The sequence below is a fragment of the Sphingomonas sp. Leaf17 genome (genome assembly GCF_001421505.1).
Lineage (GTDB): Bacteria > Pseudomonadota > Alphaproteobacteria > Sphingomonadales > Sphingomonadaceae > Sphingomonas.
Window position 1 is genome coordinate 113,364 of the sequence record NZ_LMKL01000005.1, and the last position, 13,932, is coordinate 127,295.

The window sequence follows — 13,932 nt, forward strand, 5'->3', positions numbered from 1 at the left end:
ATGATGACCGCGCCAGAAATGCTTGCGACCGCGTTCGCGACCCTGCCCGACCTGATCCGCGCGCATGCGGCCGAACGACCGACTCGACCGGCCATCGTCGATGATGCCGGCGGAATCGACTATGCGGCGCTTGATCGCAGGATGGACAGGATCGCGACGGCACTCCAGCGCGACGGGATCGTGCAGGGCGATGCCGTCGCGATCCTGTCCACGCCTTCGATAGACCAGGCCTGCATTTTCCTCGGCGCGCTCCGGGCCGGATGCTGTGCCGCGCCGATCGCACCGTCCGCCACGCCGATGGCCATCGCGGCGATGATCGCCGACTGCGGCGCGCGCATCGTCTTCTGCGACGCTGCCAACGCGGGCGTGCTGGCCGACCAGCCAGTCGACGCACGGATCGTAACGTTCGGCAGCGACGACTACGCGGTGTGGCTCGGCGCGGAGGACGCCCGGCCTGCCCCCGTGATGATCGCGCCCGACGACGCGTTCAACATCATCTATTCGTCCGGCACCACCGGGATACCGAAGGGCATCGTCCAGAGCCACGCGATGCGCTGGCAGCATCTGTCGCGCAACGCGGCGGCCGGGTTCGGCGACGCGGTAACGATGATCGCCACCCCGCTCTATTCCAACACCACGCTGGTCAGTTTCCTGCCGACGATCGGCTGGGGCGGTACGGCGGTGTTGATGGCGAAGTTCGACGCGCGCCGGTATCTGGAACTGGCGGAGCGGCACGGCGCAACGCACACCATGCTGGTCCCGGTGCAGTATCAGCGGATCATGGCCGTTCCCGACTTCGACCGGTTCGACCTGTCGCGTTTCCGCTTCAAGACCTGCACGAGCGCGCCGTTTTCGCCCACGCTGAAGGCGGATATCCTCGCGCGCTGGCCGGGCCTGCTGGTCGAATATTACGGCATGACCGAGGGTGGGGCGTCCTGCGCACTGAACGCCACCGCGCATCCCGACAAGCTGCATACCGTCGGCCAGCCGATGCCCGGTCACGAGATCCGCCTGATCGACGACAACGGCCATGAGGTCGCGGACGGTGAGGCCGGCGAGATCGTCGGCCGCTCGGCCGCGATGATGAACGGCTATCACGGTCGTGCCGACGCCACGCGCGCGGCCGAATGGCATGATGCCGATGGCCGCCGCTACATCCGCCACGGCGATATCGGCCGGTTCGACGATGACGGCTTCCTGATCCTGATGGACCGCAAGAAGGATCTCGTCATATCCGGCGGCTACAACATCTATCCGTCCGATCTGGAGGCGGTGCTGGCGGAGCACCCGGACGTCGCCGACTGCGCGGTGCTCGGCATGCCCAGCGAGGCGTGGGGTGAGACACCGGTCGGTGTCTTCGTGCCGCGCGGTCCCGACGCCGACCCATCGGTGATCCTCGGCTGGACCAACGACCGCCTCGGCAGGACGCAGCGCCTGTCCCGATTGATACCGATGGCGGAATTGCCCCGCAGCGCGATCGGCAAGATACTGAAGCGATCCCTGCGCGACCAGCTGGAGATGATGGCATGACCAGCCTTGGACAGATCCTCGCCGCGCTGGAGCCGGCCGATGGCGGCTTTCGCGGCGTCATTCCCGACAACTGGTTGCAGGGCCGGACCGCGTATGGCGGGCTGTCGTCGGCACTGGCGCTGCATGCCGCGATGGCCTCGGACACCGACCTGCCGCCGCTGCGCTCGGCACAGGTCGCCTTCATCGGCCCGCTGTCGGGCGCGGTGACGATCACCGCCCAGCGCCTGCGCCGGGGCCGCAACGCGGCTTTCATCCAGGCCGATGTCACCAGCAATGCCGGACTGGGCCTGCGCGCCACCTTCGTCTTCATGCGCGATCAGGAATCGCGGGTCGATCACGCGGCCGGCGTCATGCCGGACTTCGCCGCGCCCGCCGCCGATGCGCAAGGGTACAGCCATAGCGTCGTCGCCTTCGCCCAGAACTTCGAGTTTCTCGACCGGCGCGACGGGACGCTCGGTGCAGCGGAATGGCTGCGCTGGGTACGGCTGAAGGATCGGGACGGTGTCGACCCGGTGGTCGCGCTGATGGCGGTGGCGGATTGCCTGCCGCCCGCCGCGCTGAAGCTGATGGGTGGCCCGGCCCCGGTCAGTTCGCTGACCTGGCAGATCAACCTGCTGACGCCTGCACCGACGACGACCGACGGCTGGTGGCTGCTGCGCGCCGACAGCAGCTACGCCCGCGCCGGATCGTCGGCCCAGGACATGGCGATCTGGAACACCGACGGCATGCCGATCGCGCAGCAGGTGCAAAGCGTCGCCCTGTTTGGCTGATCGGCTGACACAGTTTGCGACAGTTTTCGCTTGCCATGACAAATCCGGGCGACAGGGGACGGCGATAACGGCATCACTCGACGGGGATAGTCCCCGCGACCGGAGACTTTCGATGCGTAAACTGATCCTCGGCCTGTCGCTCGCCGCCACCGCCTTCGCCGGTACCGCCATCGCGCAGACAGCGACCCAGCCAACCACGACCCAGCGCCCCGCCCGCCCGATGGGCATGGATGCCAACAAGGACGGTATCGTCACCCGCGCGGAGGCGCTGGCCCAGGCCGATGCACGCTTTGTAGCGTCCGACACCAACCGCGACGGCACGGTCACGCGCGAGGAGCGCCGCGCCGCCCGCGAACGGATGCGCGCCGCCGCGGGCAAACCGGCCAAGCCCGATCGCGGCGTCACCCGCGCCGACATGCAGGCCCGCGCCGCCGCGCGTTTCGACCGGATCGACACCAACAAGGATGGCCGGATCGACGCGACCGAAAAGGCCGCGATGCGCGACATGCGCCATAACCGGCGCGGCCACCGCGGGATGCGTGGCGGCATGCGTCCGTAGCAGCCAGCCACTGCGCCCGCCGCGCCGATGACGCCGGCCGGCCAGTAACGCCCCAGTAACGCCCTGGTGCCGGGCGCGACATCGCCCGGCACATCCGCTGCCCCGGATGAAAAGCCATGCTACAGGCCGATCCCATGACCGACACACCGCACCTCCTGCTCGTCGACGACGAACGCTCGATCCGCGAGCCGCTGGCCCAGTATCTGACCAAGCAGGGGTTTCGCGTGACCCAGGCGGGCGATGCGGACGCCGCGCGAACCCGGCTGGCGGCCTATGCCATCGACCTCGTCATCCTCGACATCATGATGCCGGGCGAGGACGGGCTGAGCCTGTGCCGGCATATCGCGGCGACCAGTGACGTGCCCGTCATCCTGCTGACGGCCAGGGCCGAGGAAACCGACCGCATCGTCGGGCTGGAAATGGGGGCGGACGATTATGTCGTCAAACCCTTCTCCCCACGCGAACTGGCGACGCGCGCCCGGGTCGTGCTGCGCCGCGCGACCGCCGGTGGCGCGCGGCAGCATGCGCCTGACAGCGGCTCCTACGCCTTTGCCGGATGGGTGCTGAAATCCGGCGAGCGCGCGCTGGTCGATCGCGACGGCGTGTCGGTGCCGCTGTCGACCGGTGAATACAACCTGCTGCTGGCGCTCGTAACCCGCCCGCGTCAGGTGCTGACCCGCGACCAGCTGCTCGACCTGACGCAAGGCCGCGAGGCCGCCGCCTTCGACCGCGCGATCGACAATCAGGTCAGCCGCCTGCGCCGAAAGATCGAGGTCGACGCGAAGAATCCGGAGATCATCAAGACCGTCTGGGGCGGCGGTTATACGCTGGCCGCCGAAGTCACCCGGCTGTGAAGGCCCGCGCGTGAGGACCCGCCTGTGGCCCGGCAGCCTCGCGGGGCAACTCCTGCTGCTGATTGCGATCGCGCTGTTCGTCGCGCAGGCGATCAATTTCGGCCTTCTGTTGCAGGAACGGCGGACCTCGCGGCTGGCACAGCTCGTCACCCCAGCAGTGACGCGGATCATCGACGCGACCGAACGCATGGCGCAGGGGCGCGGGCCGGTCGCCGACCGTGGCCGGGTCCGCCGTCTGCCCGCCAACCCCATCGCCCCCGGCCTGCCGCGTCAGGTCGCGATCGAAACCGGCGTTCGCCAGGGGCTGACCGATGCGGGCCTGCGCGTCGGCCGGATCGTAACCGGCGTGCGTCCCTTCACCGGCGGGCGACGTGGCTTGCGCCGCCCCCTGCGGCGTCCGATGTCCGACAGCGAACTGGTCATCGCCATCGAACAGCCGGGCCGTGGCTGGCTGGTGCAGCGCCTGCCCTGGCCGCGTAGCGACGCCTATCTGATCTGGCGACTGATCGGCCAGACGCTGATCCTGTACGGCATCGTCCTGATCCCGGTCCTGTGGATCACCCGGCGGATCGCCCGCCCGCTGAAGGCGCTGACGCTGGCGGCGGAGGGGTTCACGCCCGGCGACATCAGCCCGGCGGTGCGCGAGGCGGGTCCACGCGACATCGTCGCGCTGATCGCCGCCTTCAACGCGCTGCGTCTGCGCGTGACGGCGATGCTGGATGAGAAGGACCGGATGCTCGGCGCGATCGGCCATGATCTGCGGACGCCGCTCGCCGCGTTGCGGGTGCGGATCGAATCGGTCGAAGACGACACCGACCGGACCAAAATGGCCGACACCATCGCCGAGATGAACCGGACGCTGGACGATATCCTGTCGCTCGCCCGGCTGGGGCGGCCAAGCGAGCCGCCGACCGATGTCGACCTGCCCGCGCTCGTTGACGCGGTGGTCGAGGATTTCCGCGATCTCGACTGTGACGTGCGCTTTCTCGACAGCGACCGGCTGACGCTGCGGCTGCGGCCCTCGCTGATGCGCCGGGCGATCCGCAACCTCATCGAGAACGCGATGAAATACGGCCATTCCGCCGAAGTCCGGGTCGAACCCCGCAGCGACGGGGTCGCGATCGTCGTCGCCGATCAGGGGCCGGGTATTCCCGACGACCGGCTGGCCGATGTCTTCGCGCCGTTCACACGGCTGGAAACATCGCGCAATCGCGAGACCGGCGGTATCGGCCTCGGCCTCGCGCTGGCCCGCGCGATCGTGCGCGAGGCGGGCGGCGAGATCATGCTGGTCAATCGCGCCGGCGGTGGCCTCGATGCGACGATCCTGTTGCCGCGCCAGACCCGTTAGGCATCGCGCGGCAGGCGCAGCATCGTGATTGCCGCCAGCCCGACGACGACCGCCGCCACCGCCATCGCCCAGACCGGCTCACCCGGGAAAAAGGTCCGCATCACCTGACCCATCACCGACGACACGATCAACTGGGGCAGGACGATGAAGATGTTGAACAATCCCATGTACACGCCCAGTTTCGCCTGCGGCAGCGCGCTGGACAGGATCGCATAGGGCATCGTCAGGATCGACGACCACGCGATGCCGACCAGCACCATCGACCCGATCAGCCAATAGGGATCGCGCACCACCAGGAACGACGCGAAGCCGGCGGCTCCGCTCAGCAACCCGACGACATGCGTATCGCGCCGCCCGATCCGCGCCGCCAGCGCCGGCATCACGAACGCCCATAAGGTCGCCACGCCGTTGTAGATCGCAAACAGCACCCCGACCCAGTTCGCGCCGTCATTATACGCCGCACTGCTGGTGTCGGTGGTGCCGAATACATGCTGCGTGACGATCGGCGTGGTATAGATCCACATGATAAACAGCGCGGACCAGGTGAAGAACTGGACCAGCGCCAGCCGTTTCATCGTGGCCGGCATCGCCGCCAGATCGCCGACGATCTGCGCCAGCGTCGCGTCGCCCCGCCCCCGCCGCACCAGCGCCGCACTGGCCAGCAGGGCGACCCCGTACAGCACCAGCCCGCCGCCCAGGATATAGACCGGCTTGTCGAGGCCGTAAGTCGCGACGAGCGCGATCACGATTGCGCCCAACGCGATCCACAGCGGGGCCAGCCGCGCATCGGCACCGCCCGCCGCATGGGAAATCGCCGGTTCGTCAGCCTCGAACCGCGCCATCTGCTCGGGCGAATATTCGCGGGTGGTGACCACGGTCCACAGCACCGCCAGGAACAGCGCCGCCGCACCGATGTAGAACCCGTAGCGGACCGACGCCGGCACCATGCCCGGCGGCGCGGTGTTGGCGACCTGGAACACTTCGGTCAGGATGATCGGGGCGAGACTGCCGATCACCGCGCCGGCACCGATGAACGCGGTCTGGAAGGCATAGCCGGCGGTCCGCTGCCGCTTGGCCAGCATGTCGCCGACGAACGCGCGGAACGGCTCCATCGCGACGTTCAGCGACCCGTCGAGCATCCACAGCAGCAGCGCCGCGATCCATAGCACCGGCGCGTTCGGCATCGCCACCAGCGCCAGCGTCGCCAGCAACGCACCCGCCAGGAAATACGGCCGCCGCCGCCCCAGCCGTCCCCAGGTCCGGTCGCTGTAATGGCCGATGATCGGCTGCACGATCAGCCCGGTCAGCGGCGCGGCGATCCACAGGAAGGCGAGATCGTCGATGCCGGTGCCCAGCGACTGGAAGATACGGCTGATATTGGCGTTCTGGAGCGCGAACCCGATCTGGATCCCGAAGAACCCGAACGAGATGTTCCACAGGCCCCAAAATCCCTGACGCGGCTTTTCCTGCATATCCTCTTTGGTCCCTGTTCGGGCGCTGGTCGCGCCTCGTTCCGTTATAGTCAGGTGGCGGACGACCGGCGCACAACCAGCCGGGTCGGCAGCATCGTCCGGTCGACCCGCTCGTCGCGTATCCGACCCAGCAGCGCCTCGACCACCCGCCGGCCGGCAAGCCCCGCGTCCTGCGCGACCGTCGTCAGCGGCGGATTGGCCAGCGCGGCGGCAGGAATATCGTCGAACCCGACCACCGCGACATCCTCGGGCACGCGCAGGCCGGCCCGCGCCAGCACCCGCATCGCGGCCAGCGCGATCACGTCGCTGGCCGCGACGATCCCGTCCGGCGGCGTACCACGCGCCAGGAGCACGGCGGCCGCGCGTTCGCCGTCATCCTCGGTCGAGATCGCCGACACCTGCATCGCCGGGTCGGCCTCCAGTCCGGCTTGGGCAAGCGCGGCCAGATAGCCACGGTGCCGATCGCGAAACTCGGGGTAGTGATCGGTGGCATCACCCAGAAACGCGATCCGCCGGCGACCGGTCGCGATCAGGTGCGCGCAGGCCTGCGTGCCGCCATCCACGTTGTCGCAGCCTATCGTCAGCCCCGGTTCGCCCGCCTGCACCGACCCCCATCGGACGAAATGCGTGCCCTGCGCCACCAGTTGCTCCAGCCGCGCCTTGTACGCCGCATAGTCGCCATAGCCGAGCAGGATTAATCCGTCGGCGCGGTGGCTGTCCTCGTAATCCATGTGCCAGTCGCTGCTGAACTGCTGGAACGAGATCAGCAGGTCGTGCGCGTGTTCGGCACAGGTCGTCATGATCGACCCCAGCATCGCCAGGAAGAACGGGTTGATGATCGAGCGGTCGGGCGTCGGATCCTGGAACAGCAGCAGCGCCAGCGTTCGCGTATGTCCCGACCGCAGGTTGGAGGCGGACCGGTCGACGGTGTAGTTCAGGCGCTTGGCGATCGCTTCGATCCGCGCCCGCGTGGCGGCGTTGACCGTCGGACTGCCGCGCAGCGCACGCGACACCGTCGGCTGGGAGACGCCCGCCAGCTGGGCGATGTCGAAGGAGGTGGGCTTGCGCTGCATGGAGTGTCCGGTGGCGACAACAGCGCAGTTTGTCCAAAGCGTCAACATACCCGGTGTTGCAGTCCGGCCACAGGTCCGGTCCGGCCGCTTTGAATACGTATGCGGGCGACTTGGCATGGGACGCGACTGAATCCATTGGAGCTGCAGCATTTCCGTCCACGGCGCACAAAGACGCCGACGGACACCACAGGGGAGGATCAATATGACCGATCGGGTCGGCACGTCGCATTTCGACATTCGCAACATTCTGAAACTCGGCGTCAGCGGTGGCGCGCTCGGCTTTGCCATGCTCGTCGCGGCGGGCGGTGCCCATGCCCAGAGCAACTCGCCGGCGACGACCGCACCCGCCGGTCAGGCCGAGCCAGCGCCACAGAGCGACACCGACCAGGCCGATTCCGAAATCGTCGTCACCGGCTTTCGCGCCGCGCTGGAAAACGCCGTCGCCGAAAAAAAGGCGAGCAGCCAGGTCGTCGAATCCATCTCCGCCGAAGATATCGGCAAGCTCCCCGACGCCTCGATCGCGGAGTCGATCGCCCGTCTGCCCGGCGTCACGTCGCAGCGCGTGAACGGCCGCTCCAACTCGATCTCGATCCGCGGTTTCGCGCCCGACTTCTCGACCACCCTGCTGAACGGCCGTGAGCAGACCTCGACCGGGGACAATCGCGCGGTCGAATATGACCAGTATCCGTCCGAAGTCATCAATCAGGTGCTGATCTACAAGACCGCCGACGCGGGTCTTGTCGGCCAGGGCCTGTCCGGGACCGTCGACCTGAAGTCGATCCGTCCGATCGAATATGGCAAGCGCGTATTCTCGGTCGGCGCGCGCGGAACCTATGCCGATATCGGCAAGCTGAACGCCGGATCGAAGGAATATGGCTACCGCGTCAGCGGCACCTATGTCGACCAGTTCGCCAACGACACGATCGGCGTCGCGCTGTCTGCCGCCTACCTGAACGAGCCGTATCAGATCCAGGAGTTCAACGCCTGGGGCTACAACAACGTGGCGCAAGGGGCCGTGATCGGCGGGTCCAAGTCCTACGTCACCTCGACCACGCTGAAGCGTCTTGGCCTTCAGGGCACGCTGGAATGGAAGCCCGCGCCCGAGTTCACATCGACCTTCGACGGCTTCTATTCCGACTTCAGCGACGACCAGATCAAGCGCGGCATTGAGCTGCCGCTGAGCTACGGCGCGCCGACGCTGTCGAACACGACGGTCGAAAACGGCCTGGTGACGTCGGGCACGTTCACCGGAGTCGAGGGCGTGGTCCGTAACGACAGCTTCGAGCGCAAGGCCAAGCTGTATTCGTTCGGCTGGAACAACAAGTATGAGGGCGACGACGGCTGGAAGGCAATGCTCGACCTCAGCTATTCGCGCACCAATCGCGACGAAGTGGTATTCGAGACGTACAGCGGCACCGGCTACGGCGCGGGTGTCGGTGCGACCGACACCATCCGCTTCAACAGCGGCCAGACCGGTGCGTTCTTCACGCCGACCCTGAATTATTCCGACCCCAACCTGATCCAGCTGACCGATCCGCTCGGCTGGGGCGGCAGCAACGTCCAGACCGGCTATTACAACGACCGCAAGGTCATCGACGAGATCAAGCAGTACCGGGTCGAGATCGAGAAGACGATCGACAGCCCGCTATCGAGCGTGAAGTTCGGCATGAACTACACCGACCACACCAAGTCGCTGACCCCGAACGAGGCGCTGGTCCAGCTCGCCAATGGCGCGACGCAAACGCCGGTCCCCAGCCAGTTCCTGCAGGATCCGACGAACCTCGCCTATCTCGGCCTTGGCCCTATCGTCAGCTACGACCCGCGTGATTTGCTCAACGGCGGCGTCATCAAGCTGACGCCGAACTTCAACGCCGACGTCGCGGCCAAGGCCTTCCAGGTCGAGGAAGACGTGATGACCGCCTATCTTCAGGGCAACCTGAAGGCGGCGATCGGCAGCGCCGACCTGACCGGCAATTTCGGCGTGCAGGCGGTGATGACCGAGCAGAAGTCGACGGGTCTGGTCAGCAACGGCGCAGGCTTTACCCAGCTGACGCGCGGCGCGACCTATGTCGACTTTCTGCCCAGCATCAATCTTGCCCTGCGCCTGCCCAGCGACTTCGTGATCCGTGCGGCGGCAGCGCGTCAGATGCAGCGGCCTCGCATGGACGATATGCGGATCGCCATCGGCTACGGCTTCGACCAGCAGCGCGGGGTCATCAACGGCGGCGGCGGCAACCCGTTCCTGCGGCCGATCCGGTCGAACAGCTATGACGTGACGCTGGAAAAGTATTTCGGCACGCGCGGCTATCTGGCAGCGCAGGGTTTCTACAAGGACCTGAAGTCCTACGTGTACAACCTTGAAGTCCCATATGATTATTCGGGCTTCCCCACGCCGACCAACTTTCCGGTCGGCGCACCGACGCAAGGGTTTGCGACGCTGCCCATCAATGGCGAGGGCGGCAAGATCTACGGCGTCGAACTGGCCGGTACGCTGGGTCTGGGCGACATCATCCCCGCGCTCGACGGCTTCGGCCTGACCGGCGGCGGTTCGTACACCAAGACCGAAATCAGCCCGACCCCGGGCGGCGCGTCGGAGGATATTCCCGGCTATTCGCGCTGGGTCGCCAACGGCACCGCGTTCTTCGAGAAATGGGGCCTGAATACGCGTGGCAGCGTCCGGTATCGGTCGACCTTCGTCGGCGAACTGTCCGGCTTCGGCGCCGGTCGCGTCCGTCGCCGCGCACTGGGCGAGTTGATCGTCGACGCACAGGTCGGGTATGACTTCAAGAACGGCGCGCTGAACGGCCTGTCGCTCTATGTCCAGGGCCAGAACCTGACCGACGAGCCGTTCGTCACCACCAATCCGGGCCAGCCGTTGCAGGTGATTGACTACCAGCGTTACGGTCGTCGCTTCCTCGGTGGCTTCAGCTACAAATTCTGAGGCAATCGTCCCCGTCCGGCACCGGGCGGACGGGGACAGCGCTGGAGGCTTCGATCATGACCGAGACGGCGAACCGGACGATCGTGATCGTTGGCGGCGGCACGGCCGGATGGATGGCGGCGGCGATGCTCGCGCGCTTCCTGGAGGCTGGCTGGACCATCCGGCTGGTGGAAAGCGATGCGATCGGCACGGTCGGCGTCGGCGAGGCGACGATCCCGCAGATCCGCCTGTTCAACGCCGCGCTTGGCATCGACGAGGGCGATTTCCTGCGCGCCACAAAGGGCACGATCAAGCTTGGCATCGAGTTTGCCGGCTGGACCACCCCGAACGCCCGCTACATGCACGGCTTCGGCGCGGTCGGACGGCCGCTTGGCCTGATCGGCTTCCACCAGTACTGGCTGCGCGCGAACGCCAAGGCCAAGGTACAACCGTTCGGCGACTATGCCCCGAACATCACCGCCGCCTATGCCGGACGCCACGCCCCGGCGCGGGGACCGACGCCCCTGCCCTATGCCTATCATTTCGACGCCGGCCTTTATGCCGGCTATCTTCGCACGCTGGCCGAGGCGCGCGGCGTGAAGCGGACCGAGGGGCGGGTCGTCGCGGTCGATCGCGACGCCGCCACCGGCGATATTACCGCCGTCACGCTCGACGATCAGCGCCGCGTGGCGGGCGATCTCTTCGTCGACTGCACGGGGTTTCGCGCGCTGCTGCTCGGCCGGACGCTGGATGTGGGGTTCGACGATTGGTCGTACTGGCTGCCCTGCGACCGGGCAATGGCGGTACCCTGCGCCCGTGTCGCCGATCCCGTGCCCTATACCCGCGCGACCGCGCGCGCCGCCGGCTGGCAATGGCGGATCCCGCTTCAGCACCGGACCGGCAACGGGCTGGTCTATGCCAGCGCGTTCCTCAGCGACGACGAGGCCGCCGCCACCTTGCTCGGCAATCTCGACGGTGCCGCGCTTGGCGATCCGCGCCCTATACGCTTCACGGCGGGCAAGCGGCGCGCGTTCTGGTCGCACAACTGCATCGCGATCGGGCTGGCGAGCGGGTTTCTGGAGCCGCTGGAATCGACCAGCATCCACCTCGTCCAGACCGCGATCGCCCGGTTGTTGCAAAACCTGCCCGGCCCGGGGACCAACGACGCCGCCCGCCATGCCTACAACCGCCAGACGCACCGCGAATATGACCGGATCCGCGATTTCCTGATCCTCCACTACCACGCCAACCGCCGCGACGAACCGATGTGGCGGGCGGCGCGCGCCATGGCGCTGCCCAAAGATCTGACAGCCAAACTGGCGCTGTGGCGCGAACGGGCGCAAGTGTCGCGGGAGGACGATGAGCTGTTTACCGAAGCCGGCTGGACGCAGGTGCTGATCGGTCAGGATATCCTGCCCGATGCCTGGCACCCGCTGGCCGATCAGGTCGCGTCCGACGATCTGTCCGTTTTCCTCAATACCGCAGCGACGATGGCCGCGCGTGTCGCCACCAGCCTGCCCGCCCATGCCGACCTGCTGCGCGCGCTCGCCGCCGCCCCGAACCGGAGCCTTCCCGCATGACCTTACGCCTTGCCGCCGCCCTGCTGGCCGCGACCACCCTTGCGACACCCGTCGCGGCCGCCGCCGATGCACCGGCGGTGACGCGGGACTACCGCGCCCGCCTGCCGCAGGACGAGGTCATCTATTTCGTGCTGCCCGACCGGTTCGAAAATGGCGACCCGTCGAACGATCGCGGCGGCCTGTCCGGCGGGCCGCTAACCACCGGCTTCGATCCGACCCACAAGGGCTTCTATCACGGCGGTGACCTGAAGGGGCTGACCGAGCGGCTGGACTATATCCAGTCGCTCGGGGCGACCGCGATCTGGCTTGGCCCCATCTTCCAGAACAAGGCGGTGCAGGGCGCGAAGGGTCGGGAGTCCGCCGGCTATCACGGCTACTGGATCACCGACTTCACCCGCGTCGACCCGCATCTGGGGACCGAGGCCGACATGAAGGCGTTCGTCGACGCCGCGCATGGCCGGGGGATGAAGGTCTATATGGACATTATCGTCAACCACACCGCCGACGTGATCCAATTCCACGAATGCGGCGAGGGCACGCCCTGTCCCTATCGCGACCGGGCAACATACCCCTATCAGCGCAAGGGCGGCGTGTCGGGCAAGCCGATCAACCCCGGCTTCGCTGGTGAGGACGTGCAGACCCCCGCCAATTTCGCCAAACTGACCAACCCGTCCTATGCCTACACCCCCTATGTACCCGCCGGCGAGGCACAGGCGAAGACTCCGGCATGGCTGAACGACGTGACGCTTTATCATAATCGCGGCAATTCGACCTTTGCCGGCGAAAGCTCGACGATGGGCGATTTCTCCGGCCTCGACGATCTGATGACCGAAAACCCACGCGTGATCGCCGGCATGATCGACATTTTCGGCGGCTGGATCGACCGTTACGGCGTCGACGGCTTCCGGGTCGATACCGCCAAGCACGTGAACCCCGCTTTCTGGCGCAGCTTCGTCCCCGCGATGCAGGCCCGCGCGGCCGCACGCGGCATCCCGAACTTCCATATCTTCGGCGAAGTCACGTCGGGCATGGAGCCGGGCTATCTCGCACGCTGGACCAGGATCGCCAGCTATCCGGCCGTCCTCGACTTCGCGTTCCAGACCGCAATCCAGCAGGTCGTGGGGGAAAACAAGCCGACCAGCGTGCTGGCCAGCCTGTTCGAGGGCGACGTGCTCTACGCCAGGGGTGAGGACACGGCGGCGATCCTGCCGACCTTCACCGGCAACCACGACCACGGCCGTTTCGCCCGCGACGTCCGCCTCGGCAACCCCCAAGCCTCGGATGCGGAAATCCTGTCGCGCGTCGAACTGGGCAACGCGATGCTGATGCTCCTGCGCGGCGTCCCCACGATCTATTCGGGCGATGAGCAGGGGTTTGCCGGCGACGGCAACGATCAGGACGCGCGCGAGGACATGTTCGCCAGCCGCGTCGCGGTCTACAACGACAACGCGCTCGTCGGCACCAGCAAGACGACGGCGACCGCCAGCTTCGACCCGCGCCACCCGCTCTACCGTCAGATCGCGATGCTCGCCCGGCTGCGGACCACCACTCCCGCGTTGACCCGTGGCCGTCAGATGCTCCGCGCGGCCGGCGACGCACCCGGCCTGTTCGCGGTGTCGCGGTTCGACCCGACCACGGGGCGCGAAGTGCTGATCGCCTTCAACACGACGCCTGCGCCGATCACCCAGGCGGTGGAGGTGGACACCGCCTCCACGCGCTTTACGACGCTGGCCGGACGCTGCGCCCCCCGTGCGGCGGCACCGGGCAGCGTGATGCTGACCCTGCCCGCATTCGGCTATACCGTGTGCGCTGCGGAGAAGAACTGA

The 13,932-nt window shown here is 67.3% G+C and carries 10 protein-coding genes; 8 read left to right on the top strand and 2 right to left on the bottom strand.

Annotated features, from left to right (window positions below; genetic code table 11):
- The first annotated feature begins 3 nt into the window (after window positions 1-3).
- From ASE75_RS07525 to ASE75_RS07545, 5 genes are all read left to right on the top strand, one after another.
- The gene (locus ASE75_RS07525) at window positions 4-1,530 is read left to right on the top strand and encodes a class I adenylate-forming enzyme family protein (protein WP_055932129.1); all 1,527 of its coding nucleotides are present in this window, start codon (window positions 4-6) and stop codon (window positions 1,528-1,530) included.
- On the top strand, window positions 1,527-2,300 hold the full coding sequence (locus ASE75_RS07530; RefSeq protein WP_055931385.1) for an acyl-CoA thioesterase: 774 nt from the start codon (window positions 1,527-1,529) through the stop codon (window positions 2,298-2,300). Before ASE75_RS07525 ends, ASE75_RS07530 begins: the two co-directional genes overlap by 4 nt.
- Window positions 2,301-2,412: 112 nt before the next feature.
- Complete coding sequence (locus tag ASE75_RS07535; RefSeq protein ID WP_055931388.1) at window positions 2,413-2,859, top strand: hypothetical protein; 447 nt, start codon at window positions 2,413-2,415, stop codon at window positions 2,857-2,859.
- Window positions 2,860-2,993: 134 nt separating this feature from the next.
- A complete protein-coding gene (locus ASE75_RS07540; protein WP_055932132.1) occupies window positions 2,994-3,713 on the top strand; it encodes a response regulator in 720 nt (239 codons plus the stop codon).
- A gap of 10 nt (window positions 3,714-3,723) precedes the next feature.
- Complete coding sequence (locus tag ASE75_RS07545) at window positions 3,724-5,061, top strand: sensor histidine kinase (RefSeq protein ID WP_055931391.1); 1,338 nt, start codon at window positions 3,724-3,726, stop codon at window positions 5,059-5,061.
- On the opposite strand, the gene ASE75_RS07550 is transcribed toward ASE75_RS07545, so the two are convergent.
- Both ASE75_RS07550 and ASE75_RS07555 read right to left on the bottom strand, forming a co-directional pair.
- Window positions 5,058-6,533 (bottom strand): MFS transporter, encoded by a 1,476-nt coding sequence (locus ASE75_RS07550; protein ID WP_055931394.1) that lies wholly within the window; start codon window positions 6,531-6,533, stop codon window positions 5,058-5,060. The two genes, ASE75_RS07545 and ASE75_RS07550, sit on opposite strands and share 4 nt — an antisense overlap.
- A 50-nt stretch (window positions 6,534-6,583) precedes the next feature.
- Entirely contained in the window at window positions 6,584-7,606 is a 1,023-nt protein-coding gene (locus ASE75_RS07555; protein WP_055931397.1) for a LacI family DNA-binding transcriptional regulator, read from the bottom strand.
- A 202-nt stretch (window positions 7,607-7,808) separates the two neighbouring features.
- On the opposite strand from ASE75_RS07555, the gene ASE75_RS07560 reads away from it, so the two are divergent.
- Genes ASE75_RS07560 through ASE75_RS07570 form a run of 3 tightly spaced genes read left to right on the top strand, consistent with a single transcriptional unit; the run spans window position 7,809 to window position 13,932 of the window.
- Complete coding sequence (locus ASE75_RS07560; protein WP_055931400.1) at window positions 7,809-10,547, top strand: TonB-dependent receptor; 2,739 nt, start codon at window positions 7,809-7,811, stop codon at window positions 10,545-10,547.
- A 56-nt stretch (window positions 10,548-10,603) separates the two neighbouring features.
- Entirely contained in the window at window positions 10,604-12,106 is a 1,503-nt protein-coding gene (locus ASE75_RS07565) for a tryptophan halogenase family protein (RefSeq protein ID WP_055931404.1), read from the top strand.
- Window positions 12,103-13,932, top strand: a complete 1,830-nt coding sequence (locus tag ASE75_RS07570; RefSeq protein WP_082463856.1) for an alpha-amylase family glycosyl hydrolase — start codon at window positions 12,103-12,105, stop codon at window positions 13,930-13,932. Before ASE75_RS07565 ends, ASE75_RS07570 begins: the two co-directional genes overlap by 4 nt.

Excerpts from the sequence above, each read along its gene's own strand:
- ASE75_RS07525 (WP_055932129.1), top strand. The coding sequence starts at position 4 with ATGACCGCGCCAGAAATGCTTGCGACCGCGTTCGCGACCCTGCCCGAC.
- ASE75_RS07530 (WP_055931385.1), top strand. The coding sequence starts at position 1,527 with ATGACCAGCCTTGGACAGATCCTCGCCGCGCTGGAGCCGGCCGATGGC.
- ASE75_RS07535 (WP_055931388.1), top strand. The coding sequence starts at position 2,413 with ATGCGTAAACTGATCCTCGGCCTGTCGCTCGCCGCCACCGCCTTCGCC.
- ASE75_RS07540 (WP_055932132.1), top strand. The coding sequence starts at position 2,994 with ATGACCGACACACCGCACCTCCTGCTCGTCGACGACGAACGCTCGATC.
- ASE75_RS07550 (WP_055931394.1), bottom strand. The coding sequence starts at position 6,533 with ATGCAGGAAAAGCCGCGTCAGGGATTTTGGGGCCTGTGGAACATCTCG.
- ASE75_RS07555 (WP_055931397.1), bottom strand. The coding sequence starts at position 7,606 with ATGCAGCGCAAGCCCACCTCCTTCGACATCGCCCAGCTGGCGGGCGTC.
- ASE75_RS07560 (WP_055931400.1), top strand. The coding sequence starts at position 7,809 with ATGACCGATCGGGTCGGCACGTCGCATTTCGACATTCGCAACATTCTG.
- ASE75_RS07565 (WP_055931404.1), top strand. The coding sequence starts at position 10,604 with ATGACCGAGACGGCGAACCGGACGATCGTGATCGTTGGCGGCGGCACG.
- ASE75_RS07570 (WP_082463856.1), top strand. The coding sequence starts at position 12,103 with ATGACCTTACGCCTTGCCGCCGCCCTGCTGGCCGCGACCACCCTTGCG.